Source organism: Bifidobacterium goeldii (assembly GCF_003951095.1).
Lineage (GTDB): Bacteria > Actinomycetota > Actinomycetes > Actinomycetales > Bifidobacteriaceae > Bifidobacterium > Bifidobacterium goeldii.
In genome coordinates this window covers 134,553-149,703 of sequence record NZ_QXGL01000004.1, presented here as the reverse complement: position 1 = coordinate 149,703, position 15,151 = coordinate 134,553, and the positions used below count along the sequence as shown (strand labels likewise).

At 57.3% G+C, this 15,151-nt stretch carries 20 protein-coding genes; 17 read left to right on the top strand and 3 right to left on the bottom strand.

Translation table 11 applies throughout. The annotated features are described in order from the left end of the window. Positions 1–12: 12 nt before the first annotated feature. Entirely contained in the window at positions 13–1,143 is a 1,131-nt protein-coding gene (locus D2E25_RS07340) for an ROK family transcriptional regulator (RefSeq protein WP_206430753.1), read from the bottom strand. 467 nt (positions 1,144–1,610) lie between these two features. Here D2E25_RS07340 and adhE point away from each other — a divergent pair, with 467 nt between their 5' ends. After that, complete coding sequence (adhE, locus tag D2E25_RS07335) at positions 1,611–4,343, top strand: bifunctional acetaldehyde-CoA/alcohol dehydrogenase (protein WP_125981358.1); 2,733 nt, start codon at positions 1,611–1,613, stop codon at positions 4,341–4,343. 124 nt (positions 4,344–4,467) lie between these two features. Here the strand turns inward: adhE and budA are convergent, their stop codons facing one another. After that, the gene (gene budA, locus D2E25_RS07330) at positions 4,468–5,232 is read right to left on the bottom strand and encodes an acetolactate decarboxylase (RefSeq protein ID WP_125981356.1); all 765 of its coding nucleotides are present in this window, start codon (positions 5,230–5,232) and stop codon (positions 4,468–4,470) included. A 95-nt stretch (positions 5,233–5,327) separates the two neighbouring features. Further along, positions 5,328–6,167, bottom strand: a complete 840-nt coding sequence (locus D2E25_RS07325) for a YwiC-like family protein (protein WP_125981354.1) — start codon at positions 6,165–6,167, stop codon at positions 5,328–5,330. 166 nt (positions 6,168–6,333) lie between these two features. Here D2E25_RS07325 and D2E25_RS07320 point away from each other — a divergent pair, with 166 nt between their 5' ends. The 16 genes from D2E25_RS07320 to D2E25_RS07245 all read left to right on the top strand — a co-directional run bounded on the left by D2E25_RS07320 (position 6,334) and on the right by D2E25_RS07245 (position 15,127). Continuing rightward, entirely contained in the window at positions 6,334–7,308 is a 975-nt protein-coding gene (locus D2E25_RS07320; RefSeq protein WP_125981351.1) for a hypothetical protein, read from the top strand. Positions 7,309–8,319: 1,011 nt separating this feature from the next. Continuing rightward, positions 8,320–8,628, top strand: a complete 309-nt coding sequence (gene rpsJ, locus D2E25_RS07315; RefSeq protein WP_003808013.1) for a 30S ribosomal protein S10 — start codon at positions 8,320–8,322, stop codon at positions 8,626–8,628. Between the two features lie 17 nt (positions 8,629–8,645). After that, entirely contained in the window at positions 8,646–9,302 is a 657-nt protein-coding gene (gene rplC / locus D2E25_RS07310) for a 50S ribosomal protein L3 (protein ID WP_125981349.1), read from the top strand. Between the two features lie 6 nt (positions 9,303–9,308). Further along, entirely contained in the window at positions 9,309–9,968 is a 660-nt protein-coding gene (gene rplD / locus D2E25_RS07305) for a 50S ribosomal protein L4 (RefSeq protein WP_125981347.1), read from the top strand. Between the two features lie 5 nt (positions 9,969–9,973). Continuing rightward, a complete protein-coding gene (gene rplW, locus D2E25_RS07300; protein ID WP_125981345.1) occupies positions 9,974–10,270 on the top strand; it encodes a 50S ribosomal protein L23 in 297 nt (98 codons plus the stop codon). 35 nt (positions 10,271–10,305) lie between these two features. After that, a complete protein-coding gene (gene rplB / locus D2E25_RS07295; RefSeq protein ID WP_125981343.1) occupies positions 10,306–11,136 on the top strand; it encodes a 50S ribosomal protein L2 in 831 nt (276 codons plus the stop codon). Positions 11,137–11,151: 15 nt separating this feature from the next. Then, entirely contained in the window at positions 11,152–11,430 is a 279-nt protein-coding gene (gene rpsS / locus D2E25_RS07290) for a 30S ribosomal protein S19 (protein ID WP_003814508.1), read from the top strand. 17 nt (positions 11,431–11,447) lie between these two features. After that, positions 11,448–11,807, top strand: coding sequence for a 50S ribosomal protein L22 (gene rplV, locus D2E25_RS07285; RefSeq protein WP_125981340.1), 360 nt, complete (start codon positions 11,448–11,450; stop codon positions 11,805–11,807). A 1-nt stretch (position 11,808) separates the two neighbouring features. Further along, positions 11,809–12,612: a 30S ribosomal protein S3 gene (gene rpsC, locus D2E25_RS07280; protein ID WP_125981338.1), complete on the top strand. Its 804-nt coding sequence runs from the start codon at positions 11,809–11,811 to the stop codon at positions 12,610–12,612. A gap of 4 nt (positions 12,613–12,616) precedes the next feature. Beyond that, the gene (rplP, locus tag D2E25_RS07275) at positions 12,617–13,036 is read left to right on the top strand and encodes a 50S ribosomal protein L16 (RefSeq protein WP_125981336.1); all 420 of its coding nucleotides are present in this window, start codon (positions 12,617–12,619) and stop codon (positions 13,034–13,036) included. Then, the gene (gene rpmC / locus D2E25_RS07270; protein ID WP_125981334.1) at positions 13,036–13,293 is read left to right on the top strand and encodes a 50S ribosomal protein L29; all 258 of its coding nucleotides are present in this window, start codon (positions 13,036–13,038) and stop codon (positions 13,291–13,293) included. Before rplP ends, rpmC begins: the two co-directional genes overlap by 1 nt. Then, complete coding sequence (gene rpsQ, locus D2E25_RS07265) at positions 13,293–13,553, top strand: 30S ribosomal protein S17 (protein ID WP_125981331.1); 261 nt, start codon at positions 13,293–13,295, stop codon at positions 13,551–13,553. The genes rpmC and rpsQ overlap by 1 nt, the downstream gene beginning before the upstream one ends. 112 nt (positions 13,554–13,665) lie before the next feature. Further along, a complete protein-coding gene (rplN, locus tag D2E25_RS07260; protein WP_003814521.1) occupies positions 13,666–14,034 on the top strand; it encodes a 50S ribosomal protein L14 in 369 nt (122 codons plus the stop codon). A 1-nt stretch (position 14,035) separates the two neighbouring features. Next, entirely contained in the window at positions 14,036–14,371 is a 336-nt protein-coding gene (gene rplX, locus D2E25_RS07255) for a 50S ribosomal protein L24 (RefSeq protein WP_125981329.1), read from the top strand. Further along, positions 14,368–14,940: a 50S ribosomal protein L5 gene (rplE, locus tag D2E25_RS07250; protein ID WP_125981327.1), complete on the top strand. Its 573-nt coding sequence runs from the start codon at positions 14,368–14,370 to the stop codon at positions 14,938–14,940. The genes rplX and rplE overlap by 4 nt, the downstream gene beginning before the upstream one ends. Position 14,941: 1 nt before the next feature. Continuing rightward, positions 14,942–15,127 (top strand): type Z 30S ribosomal protein S14, encoded by a 186-nt coding sequence (locus tag D2E25_RS07245; RefSeq protein WP_003814530.1) that lies wholly within the window; start codon positions 14,942–14,944, stop codon positions 15,125–15,127. Positions 15,128–15,151: the final 24 nt, after the last annotated feature.

Sequence of the window (15,151 nt, the reverse complement as noted above, 5' to 3'; positions counted from 1 at the left end):
TTGTGCGTACTGCTAGCGACCACAGATGCTGTCGAGGTAGTGTTCGACGAGGCGTAGGGCGGCGCCGATGGTGCTTTGATTTTCAGCGCACAGGCTTTTGCGCAGTGTGAAGTGCTCAGTGTCGAACGGGGTGTGCTCGATAACGCGGCGGCGAAGATCGGCAATATCATCGTCGTCGAGATACGTTGCTGCTTCACCGCCAAGAATTACATCACCAGCGATTACTGAGCGCACGTTAACAATCGCTTGCGCTACGTAATCCAACCATTCGTTCATGCGCTCGCGGTGATGCGTTTCACCTTGTTCAAGCACGCTGAAGAAGCCGGGAACGCTCTCATAATCTTCAGTGAGCATTTCAGGCGAGCAGTAGGCGTCCATGCAGCCATGCTGGCCGCAGTAGCAGGCTCGCCCGCCAGGCACAAGCGTCATGTGTTCGATGGTGCCATTGCACTGGTTCGGTCCTTGGTGCAGCTTCCCGCCAACGATCACCGCTCCGCCGGGACGGCGTTCAAGATAAATGCATACTGCGTCGGTAAGCGTGTGATCGAACCACAAATCGGCCATTGCAGAGGCGTCAGAGTCGTGGATCATCAAGCAAGGGTAGTGTACCGCTTGGCTGATAGTGGCCAGTGTGAGCCCGGTATTGTTCATGATTTTGCCGAATGTGATGGTTGTGCCATCTGCGGAGACAATGCCTTGAATAGAGAAGGCTACGCCGAGAACACGGCCATGACTGCGTTCGAGGCCGGCGGCAAAATCGTCAATAATGGTGCCGATGCGCTGATAGTAGGCGTTGTCGTTGCGATAGGGGAGTGCTCGGCTGAATTTGGCGACGGTGTTGCCGGCAAGATCGATTGCGCACAATGTTACTTCGCTGGAGCGCATGGCTACTCCGATAGCGATGCGATGCGCGACGTCAAATCGATAGGTTTGCGCTTTGCGGCCGCCGGTTGACTCTTGTAATTCGCCGCGTACGATAATGCCGTCATCTTCTAGTGTGCGCAGGTTTTGCGTAATAGTAGGCAGGCTGAGGCCGAGTTCGCGCTCGATCATTTGCTTGGTGGCAAAGTCATGAGTGACAAAATAGTTGGTGATTATGTGACGATTGTGTTCTTTGACCGCCGTTGATGGCATCGCCTTCATTGCCGACCTCCCTTGGCTGCACATGATGGTGGTGTATGCTTAGTTACCGCTTGAAACTGTTGATATTAAGCCAATACTGCAAGCTGCATGCACACTTTTAAAAATCCATTTTCTTTATATTCTACCGGATAAATAACTTAGTGAAAACACTTTTAAATAAGTATGTTGATGTGCGGTGTTTGCGAAATGTAATATCGAGATAAAAAACGCACAAATAGTATCAAAACTCGTATTTTTGAGCGCAAAATACAGGTAAAGCGAACAAATACTAACAAATAACTCTCATATTCAAACATGAAACGCCGTCATTTTTGTTCGAGTGCAGAGCCTTTTTGCTTCCGGTACATTGTGACCTAGGCCACATAACTGCAGCATCTACAGCAGGTGCGCGATGTGACTGAGCAGCGTCCGCTCCGGCGGAGCGGAAATCACCATAACCAAATGCATCGCATCATCGAGGAGGATTCATGGCAGACGCACAAAAGGCAGAGGCTCCCACCAAGCCGAGCCCAGAAGAGAAGCAGGCTGCGGCCGAAGCTGAGGTTGACGCGCTCGTCGCCAAGGCGCTGAAGGCCCTTGACGAATTTGAGAAGCTCGACCAGAAGCAGGTCGATCACATCGTTGCCAAGGCGTCTGTTGCTGCGCTGAACAAGCACTTGGTACTCGCCAAAATGGCTGTCGAAGAGACCGGCCGTGGTTTGGTAGAAGACAAGGCCACTAAGAACATCTTCGCTTGCGAACATGTCACCAACTACCTGGCAGGCCAGAAGACCGTTGGCATTATTCGCGAAGACGACGTCATGGGTATTGACGAGATCGCTGAGCCGGTCGGCGTGGTCGCCGGCGTTACCCCGGTCACCAACCCGACTTCCACCGCAATTTTCAAGTCCCTGATCGCACTGAAGACCCGCTGTCCAATCGTCTTCGGCTTCCACCCGGGCGCACAGAAGTGCTCCGTTGAAGCTGCTCGCATCGTGCGTGATGCTGCTATCGCAGCTGGCGCTCCGGAGAACTGCATCCAGTGGATCGAGCACCCGTCCATCGAGGCTACCGGCGCACTGATGAAGCACGACGGTGTTGCTACGATCCTCGCCACCGGTGGCCCGGGCATGGTCAAGGCCGCGTACTCCTCCGGCAAGCCGGCCCTCGGCGTGGGCGCCGGTAACGCTCCGGCTTACGTTGACAAGGACGTGGATATCGTGCGCGTTGCTAACGATCTGATCCTGTCCAAGCACTTCGATTACGGCATGATCTGCGCTACTGAGCAGGCCATTATCGCTGACAAGGCGGTCTACGCTCCGCTGGTTGCTGAACTCAAGCGCCGCAAGGCCTACTTCGTGAACGCTGACGAGAAGGCCAAGCTCGAGCAGTACATGTTCGGCTGCACCGCATTCTCTGGCGGCACTCCGAAGCTCAACTCCGTCGTGCCGGGCAAGTCCCCGCAGTTCATCGCTCGCGCTGCCGGCTTCGAAATCCCAGCTGACGCGACCATCATTGCCGCAGAATGCAAGGAAGTTTCCGACAACGAGCCGCTCACTCACGAGAAGCTCGCTCCAGTGCACGCTGTGCTCAAGTCCGACAACAAAGAGCAGGCGTTCGAAATGTGCGAAGCCATGCTCAAGCTCGGCGCTGGCCACACTGCCGCCATTCACACCAACAATCAGGCTCTTGTGCGCGAGTACGGTCAGCGTATGCACGCCTGCCGTATCATCTGGAACCAGCCGAGCTCGCTGGGCGGCATCGGCGATATCTACAACGCGATCGCCCCGTCGCTGACCCTGGGTTGCGGCTCCTACGGCGGCAACTCGGTGTCTGGCAACGTGCAGGCCGTGAACCTCATCAACATTAAGCGCATCGCCCGAAGGAACAACAACATGCAGTGGTTCAAGATTCCGGCCAAGACCTACTTCGAGCCGAATGCCATCAAGTACCTGCGCGACATGTACGGCATTGAAAAGGCCGTTATCGTGTGCGATAAGGTCATGGAACAGCTCGGTATCGTCGACAAGGTTATCGACCAGCTGCGCGCTCGTTCTAACCGCGTTACCTTCCGCATCATCGACTACGTTGAGCCGGAGCCGAGCGTGGAAACCGTTGAGCGCGGTGCTGAGATGATGCGCGAAGAGTTCGAGCCGGACACGATCATCGCAGTCGGTGGTGGCTCCCCGATGGACGCCGCCAAGATCATGTGGCTGCTCTACGAGCACCCGGAAATCAGCTTCGGCGACGTGCGCGAAAAGTTCTTCGATATCCGCAAGCGCGCGTTCAAGCTGCCGCCGCTGGGCAAGAAGGCCAAGCTCGTGTGCATCCCGACCTCGTCCGGTACCGGCTCCGAAGTCACGCCGTTCGCTGTGATCACCGACCACAAGACCGGCTACAAGTACCCGATCACCGACTACGCGCTCACCCCGTCCGTGGCTATCGTTGACCCGGTGCTGGCTCGCACTCAGCCGCGCAAGCTCGCCTCCGACGCTGGCTTCGACGCGCTGACCCACAGCTTCGAAGCGTTCGTCTCCGTGTACGCCAACGACTTCACCGACGGTATGGCACTGCACGCAGCCAAGCTGATCTGGGACAACCTGGCCGAATCCGTTAACGGTGAGCCGGGCCTTGAGAAGACCATGGCGCAGGAGAAGATGCACAACGCTGCCACGATGGCTGGTATGGCATTCGGCTCCGCGTTCCTGGGCATGTGCCACGGCATGGCTCACACGCTGGGTGCTCTGCTGCACGTGGCTCACGGCCGTACCAACTCCATCCTGCTGCCGTATGTGATTCGTTACAACGGTTCTATTCCGGAGGAGCCGACCAGCTGGCCGAAGTACAACAAGTACGTGGCTCCGGAGCGCTACCAGCAGCTCGCTAAGAACCTCGGCATCGACCCGGGCCGCACCCCGGCTGAGGGCGTTGAGAACCTGGCGAAGGCTGTTGAGGATTACCGCGACAACAAGCTGGGCATGAACAAGTCCTTCCAGGATGCTGGCGTGGATGAGGATCTCTTCTGGTCCATCCTTGACCAGTACGGCATGCGCGCTTACGAGGATCAGTGCACTCCGGCTAACCCGCGCATCCCGCTGATCAACGACATGAAGGACATCGCTGTCGGCGCTTACTACGGCGTCTCTCAGGAAGAAGGCCACCGCATTCGCGTCGAGCGCGAAGGCGAAGAGGCCACTGAGGAAGCCTCGGAGCGCAGCTGAACGCCTAATGTTCAGCGTTGACCGCTGGTTCATCGCTAGATAGTAAGAAGCTCACCCTTTTTCAGGGTGAGCTTCTTTTTATATGCGCGCTATATAGCGGTGCATGACGCCAATGCGTGGGAAATTAGTTCTTGACGTCGCCTTCAGCTCGTGAAATCGCTGCAGCAATCGGATCCTGACTGAAATCGTGATTACGGTACTCTGGGTCATCTACTGGCAGATGCTGCACTAGCGTATCGAATACTTGACTGTAAATATCACCGCGATCAAGCACTGCGTCGAGCACATGGCCGCCGAACGTGCGATCGTCCGAAAGAAAATGCTCGTGGAAACCGGCTACTGCTGCGCCATGGAACATCACAGGGGAGAAGTAGCCCAGCATCGTGCCTTTTACGTCATGCCGCAGGAACGTCGCCTGTCGATCGGCAACTTCCACCAGTGTTGGGTATGGTGCCTGCTGTTTAATTACCGCGCGTGTTTTCATAAAACTGAATGTGCCGTGCACGATCACTGAAAAGAACGTATTCGCGCGTCCGTTCGCCTCGACAATGCGCTTATTCAAATCCTCAAGGCCAATATCAGCGCGCGAGCATTGGTATTGGAACGCGGCACGATGCACATTGGCAAACGGCATCGTAAAATCACTCGGCACACGCTCAGCCATACCGCTACTGCCAACCTTGTATGCCACACCATCGAGAATGATGAGCTCGCCATCCAAGCCTTCGCCGGTGCCGATACCAGTATCGCCATGGGTGAGCAGCTCGCCGATAGTAGTGGTGCCTTCAAGCAGACCTGGCACAAGGAGCGCGAGTGTGCCGTGCTGGTAGAGGACGTTCGCGCCGTGATCGGTAATGGGTTTGATATTCGCAGCCTGTGATTTTGTCACAGCAGTCACGATAGAAAAACAGTCACGGCAGCTCAACACATGTCTCACGCCTTGCCATAACCGTGACGCGAATCACAATCAGTGCGAACGCTTGCTTAGAATGTTGCAATCGCTGCTGCAAATACCAGCAGACTTGACACCATCTCAACTATGCCCACTACAACCGGCTTGAGCCTGCGTGTACGCGCAACAAGTGGCAGCGCAATCGAGCGTGCCAAGAGCCAAACGCAGGTGAGCAAGAGCATGATAAACAATCTCTCGAATCCAGTGAGTGCCCACAGCGCAAGCGATATCAGCAGTAATGCACTGTGCCAAATCCATGATGCCCACCGGTAACCACGCCGCCCACGCTCGCGAATCATTGTTTTTACAAACAAAACCGAGCCAAATTGAGTGAGTACAAACATGATTGCTACTGGCAGGCCACCGTTCGCTAGCGCTGGATATGTAGCGTCGATTGAGCGCGCGCTCACAGAGTTCATCACAAGGACCATTGCACAGGCGGCAGTAATCGACACTGTATTACCCCACAGTGTGCGTTCGCGGCGCAGCCATGCTGCAGCAAATGAGGCTGCGGCCAATACAAGAAATAGTGGAGCCCACCACAATATGCTCGGATTGACGATAACGAATGGGATGCCAACTGCTGCAAGCAGCACACTATATATAAGGACTGGTGGCGCATATCGACGTGCAAACCGTGAGGCGAGCCATCGCGCTGCTGTAAATTGCACGCAATAACACAGTATCCACGCTATCAGCAGCCAAATCGTAGTGCCGTTCGTGCCGCCAACAATCATGCCGGCCAAAGCAGGCAGCATCGCCATCGCCCACGCGCCCGGCTGATCCGGAATCCAATCACGCCGCGTTGTGGCGCGGCGCAGGTTTACGGGGCTGCCGGGATGGTTCTGCGTCTGGTTGGGAAGCAAAGTCATGGTTCAACCATAGGGGAGTGCCACCGCAACTTGCTAGTGCAGGTATGCGTAGGTGCAGATGCAGGTACGGCTACAGGGCGACACGAAAATGTGGATAACTCGAAGCCTTCGACCACATTGCCCGAAAAACATGTTCTCCAACACTGGAATCGGATACGGTACATTCATGAGAACGAATCGAGTGTTGACCGACCGTTGCATTGAAACGGAACGCCAACGGTTATATGTATGGGGCAGAACCGCTGCTGAGCGCAAGATGTTGCGTCGTCGGGAGCAGGCTGGTGAGCTGATCCGTGTACACAATTCTTGGCCTTGCTATGCTCGCGCAGACTCGTGGAATATGTTGAATCCAGTGGAACAATATCGTCGTTTAGTGCGCACATTGGCACTGCAGCATCCATCTTGGTTGTTTGGCGATATGACAGCCGCCGCGATGTACGGTATCAACGATTCACTACGTCATATGAATGCAGTGCATATCATGACCAATCGCAGTCAGCATTCGCACAATTGGGGAAGTGTTCGATACCATTTGCTCACGGATGCGGAACGCAGCCAGTGTGCAGTGGTAGATGGTGTACGCGTTACTTCACTGGGTCGAACCGTATTCGATTGCGCGCGGCGACTTGATTTTCCAGATGGTATGTGTGTGGTTGAATCTGTGCTCCGTAACAGGTTGATGAGTAGATCTGGAATGCGTGAACATTGTCAAACGTTATCGGGCAAATTCCGTGCCAAAGCGTTGCGGGTTGTCGATCAGGCTCCAGGCGGCACGGAAAATGGCGGTGAAGCCTACACGTATGCGGTAATCGTGGATGAGGGATTTATGGCGCCGCATGTACAAGAAGTCATCATCGATCAGCATGATCTCAGCCGCAGTTATCGTGTGGATTTTTCATGGCATACGTCTCATGGGCGCTTCATTGTAGCTGAGTTGGATGGGCGAGTTAAATATCGAGATCCGTCAATGCTTAAAAATGGGAGTTTAGAGGAGACGATTATCTCCGAAAAGGAACGTGAAGAGAACATTCGACTGCAAGCCGATGAGGTAGTAAGGCTATCATTCGGCGATGCTTACCACAGACAACGATTGATATGGAAACTGGAAAAGGCCGGCGTGCCTCGCGTGCCCCGTGGCTGAATTGCGGCATCAGGGGGCGGGGAATCCGGCGTGGTTATGATGTGGCGTTGGAATCTAGCGTGGTTTGCGGGAGAGGCAATGTTGCCATTGGTGCGGCCATGATGAGATACAAGTCGTAGGAAGTCTGTGGCCTGATTGATTTGATGGAACCAATTGATTGCGTTATTGATTCATTTGATGTGGGGAAAATGTCCCGTAAAAGGCATGCGGGAGTTGTTTTCTCTTCCACCTTCTTTAGAAGTGGGGAAAATGCGTCGTGAAGACCTTCTAGACAGGCTCATATGTGGGGAAATAAGTCCAGCGAAATCATATGTGGTGAAAAAGACCCGCGAAAAACGTATTTTGAGCCTTTTCATGGGTAGGTATTCACCACATCCAGCTTCGACATGCTCTATATGTCCGTTATTCACCACATCCGGAAAAGAGAAACACAAGAACGGGAGAGGAAGGTAGGGAAAAATATGGTTATGGCGGGTTACGAGGATGTGTTTCGCAAAGTGCGGCAGTGCTGAGGCAGAAACACAGGGTGAGGGTGTACTGCGCAGAGCGCGACTCGCCCGCGGAGCCGTGTAGCCGGAAGTCCGGTGGACTTCCGGTAGGCGACGCCGAAGTGCGGCAGCGCTGAGGCAGGAACAACGGTGAGGGTGTGCCGTGCAAAGTGCGACTCGCCCGCGGAGCCGTTAAGCAAACAGTCCGGTGGACTGTTTGTAGGCGACGCCGAGCGGTGGCAGCCGCGAGGTAGAAAAAACGGTGAGGGTATGCCGCGCAAAGCGCGACACGCCCGAACTCCCTACAGGGTAGGGTCGGTGCTTTAATAAACAAGTTGCCTGTTTAGGGCTCGCAAATTGGAATCAAAAAAAGCGAGCGTGGGACAGGGGCTTCACTTCGGTGGAGGTCCTGAATGCCTACGCACTGATGTGATGATGGCCGCGGCTTGCCGTGGGTCATGTCCGCCGGTGCCCTTTAGCAGGATGGTAATAGTCAACGAATCGCTAGAAAGGGCGGACGGCAATGGCGGGACAGAAAATCCGCATCAGGCTTAAGTCCTATGACCATGAGGTCATCGACCAATCGGCGAAGAAGATCGTCGAAACGGTGACGAACGCGGGTGCAACTGTAGTTGGCCCCGTTCCGCTGCCGACCGAGAAGAACGTCTTTGTTGTTATTCGTTCTCCTCACAAGTACAAGGATTCTCGCGAGCACTTCGAGATGCGCACGCACAAGCGCCTCATCGACATCGTGGACCCGACCCCCAAGGCCGTGGACTCCCTGATGCACATTGATCTGCCCGCAGATGTCAACATCGAGATCAAGCTGTAAGGGAGGAGGGGACCACTATGACTTCACAGCGAGGCAGCCACAAGGCTCTGCTGGGCAAGAAGCTCGGTATGTCGCAGGTTTGGGATGAGAACGGTTTCTTCGTCCCTGTCACCCTGGTGGATGTGTCCACCAACGTGGTGACCGCGGTCAAGTCCGAAGAATCTGATGGCTACACTGCTATCCAGATCGGCTATGGCCAGATTGATCCCACTAAGGTGACCAAGCCGCTGGCTGGTCACTTCGCCAAGGCTGGCGTTACCCCGCGTCGCCACCTCGTTGAGGTGCGCACCGAGGATGCCGCTGATTACCAGCCCGGCCAGGAACTGACTGTCACCGACGCTTTCGCTGAAGGCGCTGAGGTTGATGTCACTGGCACCACCAAGGGCAAGGGCTTCGCCGGTACCATCAAGCGTTGGGGCTTCAAGTCCTACCGTCGTTCCCACGGTTCTCACAAGAACGAGCGTCGTCCTGGTTCTGTCGGCGCATGCGCTACCCCGAGCCGTATTCTCAAGGGCAAGCGTATGGCTGGCCGCATGGGTCACGTCACCGCTACCGTGCAGAGCCTGGCCGTCGTTTCCGTGGATGCTGAGAACGGCATTCTCGCCATCAAGGGCGCTATTCCGGGCCCGAAGGGCGGCATCGTTCTCGTCCGCACGGCAGTGAAGGGAGCCTGATAACTCATGGCAAACGTTACTCTGAACGTCACTGACGCCAAGGGCGCCAACAACGGCACTGTCGAAGCGCCGGCTGAACTGTTCGGCATTTCCGCCGAGGATGTCCAGGCTCACGTCCCGCTGATCCACCAGGTTGTCGTCGCGCAGCTCGCTGCTGCTCGTCAGGGCACCCACGCCACCAAGACTCGTGGCATGGTTTCCGGTGGCGGCAAGAAGCCGTGGAAGCAGAAGGGCACCGGTCGTGCTCGTCAGGGCTCCATCCGCGCCCCGCAGTGGTACCACGGCGGCACTGTGTTCGGTCCGCAGCCGCGTGACTACTCCCAGCGCACCCCCAAGAAGATGAAGGCCGCTGCTCTGCGCTACGTGCTTTCTGACCGCGCCAACGCTGGCCGCGTGGCCGTTGTGGACTTCGGCGTCTCCGAGACCCCGTCCACCAAGGCTGCTATCGCTGCGCTGAACCCGGTCATCGGCGACAAGTTCGCTACCATCGCGCTCACCCGCGATCAGGTGAACGAGTGGCTCTCCGTGCGCAACATCCCGACCGTTCACCCGATTTTCGTCGATCAGCTCAACACGTACGACGTGGTTACCGCTCAGTACGTGGTCTTCACCAAGGAAGCTCTCGAAGCTTTCGTGGCTGCTAAGACTGAGCCGAAGGAGGCCTGATTTAGATGGTCGCTATTCACAAGCCAGCACATGACATCATCCTCAAGCCCGTTGTCTCCGAGAAGAGCTACGCCGGCGCCGATCGCGGTCAGTACACCTTCGTGGTGGCTCCGAACGCGAACAAGGTGCAGATCAAGCAGGCCATCGAGGAGATCTTCAAGGTCAAGGTGACGAACGTCAACACCCTCAACCGTGCGGGCAAGCGTCAGCGCACCCGCTCCGGCTTCGGCCAGCGCGTGAACCAGAAGCGCGCGATCGTGACCGTCGCCGAGGGTCAGTCGATCGACATCTTTGGTAACTGAAGGCTAGCCGAGAAAGTCAAAGGAAGAACTACATTATGGCTATCCGCGTTTATAAGCCGACGACTGCAGGCCGCCGTAACGCGTCTGTTTCGGACTTCTCCGATCTCACGCGCTCCACGCCTGAGAAGTCGCTGGTTCGCAAGCTCAGCAAGACTGGTGGTCGTAACTCCTACGGCCGTATGACCTCCCGCCACCGCGGCGGCGGTCACAAGCGCGCTTACCGTCTCATCGACTTCAAGCGTTGGGACAAGGATGGCGTGCCGGCAAAGGTCGCTCACATCGAGTACGACCCGAACCGTTCCGCTCGCATCGCACTGCTGCACTACGCCGATGGTGAGAAGCGTTACATCATCGCTCCGGAAGGCATCAAGCAGGGCGACATCATTGAGACCGGTGAGAAGGCCGATATCAAGCCGGGCAACAACCTGCCGCTGAAGAACATCCCGACCGGTACCATCGTGCACGCGATCGAGCTCAAGCCGCTGGGCGGCGCTAAGATCGCTCGTTCCGCTGGTGCTGCTGTTCAGCTTGTTGCTAAGGATGGCGCTTACGCTCAGCTGCGTATGCCGTCCGGCGAAATTCGTAACGTCGACGCCCGCTGCCGCGCGACTGTTGGTGAGGTCGGCAACTCCGATCACGCTAACATCCAGCTCGGTAAGGCCGGTCGCGCCCGTTGGATCGGTCGTCGTCCGTGGACTCGTGGTGAGTCCATGAACCCGGTCGACCACCCGCACGGCGGTCGTACCCGCGGTGGTAAGCCGCCGGTTTCCCCGTGGGGCAAGGGTGAGGTTCGTACTCGCCGTCCGAAGAAGGCTTCGAACAAGATGATTGTTCGTCGTCGTCCGAATGGTAAGAACCGCAAGTAAGGGAGTATCGAGAAGATGACTCGTAGCATCAAGAAGGGCCCCTTCGTCGACGCCCACTTGCAGAAGAAAGTCGACGAGCAGAACGAGAAGGGCACGAAGAACGTCATCAAGACGTGGTCGCGCCGTTCGATGATCACTCCTGATTTCATCGGACACACCTTCGCTGTTCACGATGGCCGCAAGCACGTCCCGGTGTTTGTCACCGAGGCCATGGTTGGCCACAAGCTCGGTGAGTTCGCCCCCACGAAGACCTTCAAGGGTCACGTGAAGGACGACAAGAAGGCCCGTCGCTAAAGGATAAGGAAGAGAACATGGAAGCTAAAGCAATCGCTCGTCACGTCCGCGTGACGCCGCGCAAGGCTCGCCGCATGGTCGACCTCATCCGCGGCAAGAAGGCGACCGAAGCCGTCAACATTCTGAAGTTCGCTCCCCAGTCCGCCGCACTGCCGGTGCGCAAGGTCCTGGAGAGCGCCATCGCTAACGCTCGCTTTAACGCCGACAAGGCTGGCGAAGCGTTCCACGAGAATGACCTGGTGGTCAAGACCACGTACGTGGACGAGGGTGTGACCCTCAAGCGTTTCCGCGCTCGTGCTCAGGGCCGTGCTGCTCGTATCAACAAGCGCACCAGCCACATCACGGTCATCGTTGCCAACAAGGAAGGGGATCGCTGAGATGGGTCAGAAGATCAACCCGTTCGGATACCGTCTGGGCATCACCGAGAGCCACCGCTCTAAGTGGTTCTCCGATTCCAACAAGGCCGGTGAGCGCTACCGCGACTTCGTGCTTGAGGATGACGAGATCCGCAAGGCCATGAACAAGGACCTCGAGCGTGCGGGCGTGTCCCGTATCGTCATCGAGCGTACTCGTGACCGCGTGCGCGTGGACATCCACACCGCTCGTCCGGGCATCGTGATTGGTCGCCGTGGCGCTGAGGCTGAGAAGGTCCGCGCCAAGCTCGAGAAGCTCACTGGCAAGCAGGTTCAGCTCAACATCTTCGAAGTGAAGAATGCTGCACTGGACGCTCAGCTGGTTGCTCAGGGCATCGCCGAGCAGCTGACCAACCGCGTGACCTTCCGTCGTGCAATGCGCAAGGCTCAGCAGGATGCCATGCGCGCCGGCGCTAAGGGCATCCGAATCAAGCTCTCCGGTCGTCTTGGCGGCGCCGAGATGAGCCGTTCCGAGTTCTACCGCGAGGGTCGTGTTCCGCTGCAGACCCTGCGCGCCCTGATCGATTATGGCTTCTTCGAGGCCAAGACCACCTACGGCCGTATCGGCGTGAAGGTGTGGATCTACAAGGGCGACATGACCGAGCGTGAGTTCGAAGAGCAGCAGGCACAGCAGAACAACAGCCGTCCGGGCCGTCGTGGCGATCGCCGCCCGCGCCGTGGCAACCGTTCTGCCGCCGCTCAGCAGAACACCGAGGCTCCTAAGGCTGAGGCTGCTGAGGCTCCTGCCGCAACGGAAACGAAGGAGTGAACTGATGCTTATCCCGAAGAGGACTAAGTACCGTAAGCAGCACCGCCCTGTCCGCAGTGGCATGTCCAAGGGTGGCAACGAGATCTCGTTCGGCGATTTCGGCATTCAGGCGCTTGCGCCGGCCTACGTCACCAACCGTCAGATCGAAGCCGCTCGTATCGCCATGACCCGCTACATCAAGCGTGGTGGCCGCGTGTGGATCACGATCTTCCCGGATCGTCCGCTGACCAAGAAGCCGCTGGGCACTCGAATGGGTTCCGGTAAGGGTACGCCCGAATTCTGGATCGCTAACATTCGCCCTGGCCGTGTGATGTTCGAGATCGGTGGCGTTTCCGAGGATGTCGCTCGCGAGGCTCTGCGCCGCGCCATCGACAAGCTTCCGATGAAGTGCCGCATTATTGCGCGTGAAGGTGGTGATATCTGATGGCAGTCGGTACCGCTGATTATGCAATCAAGAATCTGAACGAGAAGACCAACGCGGAGATCGAGGACTTCCTCAAGAAGTCCAAGGAAGAGCTGTTCAACCTGCGCTTCCAGTCCGCCACCGGTCAGCTTGACAACACTGCCCGCCTCAAGGCGGTCAAGCACGATATCGCGAGGATGTACACCGTCCTGCGCGAGCGTGAGCTCGGCATCAGCCAGGAGCCTGAGGCATCCGATACGAAAGCTGAGGAGAAGTAATGGCTGAAGAGCGTAACTTCCGCAAGGTTCGTCGCGGTTACGTCGTGTCCGAGGCTATGGACAAGACGATCACCGTCGAGCTCGAGCAGCGTTCGACCCACCCGCTGTACGGCAAGGTCGTTCGCAAGACCAGCAAGGTCAAGGCCCATGATGAACACAACGACGCCCACGTTGGCGACCTCGTGAGTATTATGGAGACTCGGCCTCTGAGCAAGACCAAGCGTTGGCGTCTCGAATCCATCATCGAGCGCGCTAAGTAAACAAGTTCGGCAAGGCTCGCCGTCCACCGGGCGCGGTATGAATAGGTATTCTGTGCTTATTCCTCTACCGCGCCCGGTGTGCGGGGAGAACCAGCTCGGCTAAGGAGAATCAATGATTCAGCAGGAAACGCGGCTTCATGTCGCCGACAACACGGGTGCCAAGGAACTCCTTGCCATTCGCGTGCTCGGCGGATCGAAGCGACGCTATGCCGGCCTGGGCGACGTGATTGTCGCCTCGGTCAAGGACGCGATCCCTGGCGGGTCGGTCAAGAAGGGCGACGTGGTTAAGGCCGTTGTCGTCCGTACCGTCAAGGAGCACCGTCGTGTGGACGGCTCCTACATCAAGTTCGACGAGAACGCCGCCGTCATTCTCGGCTCTGGCCGTGAACCGAAGGGCACTCGTATCTTCGGACCGATCGCTCGTGAGCTGCGCGACAAGCGCTTCATGCGCATCGTGTCCCTCGCCCCGGAGGTGATCTGACATGGCAGCCAAGATTAAGAGCGGCGACCTGGTCAAGGTCATCCGCGGCAAGGACCGTGGCAAGGAAGGCACCGTCACCCGCGTGCTTCCCGATGATCGTCTGATCGTCGAAGGCGTGCAGATCGTCAAGAAGCACGTCCGCGCCACCCAGCAGGGCCAGCAGGCTGGCATCGTCTCTGTGGAGGCCCCGATCCATCGCTCTAACGTGATGCTCGTGGACCCGGAGACCAAGCAGCCGACCCGCGTTGGCATCGTCGTCAAGGAAGAGGTGCGTGACGGCAAGGTGAAGACCGTGCGCGTGCGCGTCGCCAAGAAGTCCGGAAAGGAGCTGGCATGACCGATAGCACTATCGAAGCGCCGGCAACTCCGCGCTTGAAGCAGCAGTACAAGGACGTCATCATCCCTGAGCTCGAGAAGGAGTTCAACTACTCCAACCCGATGCAGGTTGCTCGCGTCCAGAAGGTCGTCGTCTCCATGGGTGTTGGCGCCGCAGCTCGCGACTCCAAGCTCATCGAAGGCGCGGTCAAGGATCTCACCCTGATCACCGGCCAGAAGCCGAAGATCACCAAGGCTAAGAAGTCTGTTGCGCAGTTCCACCTGCGTGAAGGTCAGGCCATCGGTGCGTACGTCACCCTGCGTGGCGACCGCATGTGGGAGTTCCTCGATCGTCTGCTGACCCTGGCTCTGCCGCGTATCCGCGATTTCCGCGGCATCAACGGCAACCAGTTCGATGGCCAGGGCAACTACAACTTCGGTCTCACTGAGCAGTCCATGTTCCACGAGATCGAGCCTGATTCCATCGATCACCAGCGCGGTATGGATATCACCGTGGTGACCAGCACCAAGGACGACAAGGAAGCTGCTGTGCTCCTGAAGCACCTTGGCTTCCCCTTCAAGGAGAACTGATATGGCAAAAACCGCTCTTAAGAACAAGGCGGCCGGCAAGCCGAAGTTCAAGGTGCGCGCCTACACGCGTTGCCAGGTCTGCGGTCGTCCCCACTCCGTGTACCGTAAGTTCGGCCTGTGCCGCATCTGCCTTCGTGAGAAGGCACACCGCGGCGAGCTGCCCGGAGTCACTAAGTCCAGTTGGTAAACATCGACGCTGAAGGTCCGCGGC

Coding starts and splice junctions, on each gene's coding strand:
- D2E25_RS07340 (WP_206430753.1), bottom strand. CDS start 1,143: ATGAAGGCGATGCCATCAACGGCGGTCAAAGAACACAATCGTCACATA.
- adhE (WP_125981358.1), top strand. CDS start 1,611: ATGGCAGACGCACAAAAGGCAGAGGCTCCCACCAAGCCGAGCCCAGAA.
- D2E25_RS07325 (WP_125981354.1), bottom strand. CDS start 6,167: ATGACTTTGCTTCCCAACCAGACGCAGAACCATCCCGGCAGCCCCGTA.
- D2E25_RS07320 (WP_125981351.1), top strand. CDS start 6,334: ATGAGAACGAATCGAGTGTTGACCGACCGTTGCATTGAAACGGAACGC.
- rpsJ (WP_003808013.1), top strand. CDS start 8,320: ATGGCGGGACAGAAAATCCGCATCAGGCTTAAGTCCTATGACCATGAG.
- rplC (WP_125981349.1), top strand. CDS start 8,646: ATGACTTCACAGCGAGGCAGCCACAAGGCTCTGCTGGGCAAGAAGCTC.
- rplD (WP_125981347.1), top strand. CDS start 9,309: ATGGCAAACGTTACTCTGAACGTCACTGACGCCAAGGGCGCCAACAAC.
- rplW (WP_125981345.1), top strand. CDS start 9,974: ATGGTCGCTATTCACAAGCCAGCACATGACATCATCCTCAAGCCCGTT.
- rplB (WP_125981343.1), top strand. CDS start 10,306: ATGGCTATCCGCGTTTATAAGCCGACGACTGCAGGCCGCCGTAACGCG.
- rpsS (WP_003814508.1), top strand. CDS start 11,152: ATGACTCGTAGCATCAAGAAGGGCCCCTTCGTCGACGCCCACTTGCAG.
- rplV (WP_125981340.1), top strand. CDS start 11,448: ATGGAAGCTAAAGCAATCGCTCGTCACGTCCGCGTGACGCCGCGCAAG.
- rpsC (WP_125981338.1), top strand. CDS start 11,809: ATGGGTCAGAAGATCAACCCGTTCGGATACCGTCTGGGCATCACCGAG.
- rplP (WP_125981336.1), top strand. CDS start 12,617: ATGCTTATCCCGAAGAGGACTAAGTACCGTAAGCAGCACCGCCCTGTC.
- rpmC (WP_125981334.1), top strand. CDS start 13,036: ATGGCAGTCGGTACCGCTGATTATGCAATCAAGAATCTGAACGAGAAG.
- rpsQ (WP_125981331.1), top strand. CDS start 13,293: ATGGCTGAAGAGCGTAACTTCCGCAAGGTTCGTCGCGGTTACGTCGTG.
- rplN (WP_003814521.1), top strand. CDS start 13,666: ATGATTCAGCAGGAAACGCGGCTTCATGTCGCCGACAACACGGGTGCC.
- rplX (WP_125981329.1), top strand. CDS start 14,036: ATGGCAGCCAAGATTAAGAGCGGCGACCTGGTCAAGGTCATCCGCGGC.
- rplE (WP_125981327.1), top strand. CDS start 14,368: ATGACCGATAGCACTATCGAAGCGCCGGCAACTCCGCGCTTGAAGCAG.
- D2E25_RS07245 (WP_003814530.1), top strand. CDS start 14,942: ATGGCAAAAACCGCTCTTAAGAACAAGGCGGCCGGCAAGCCGAAGTTC.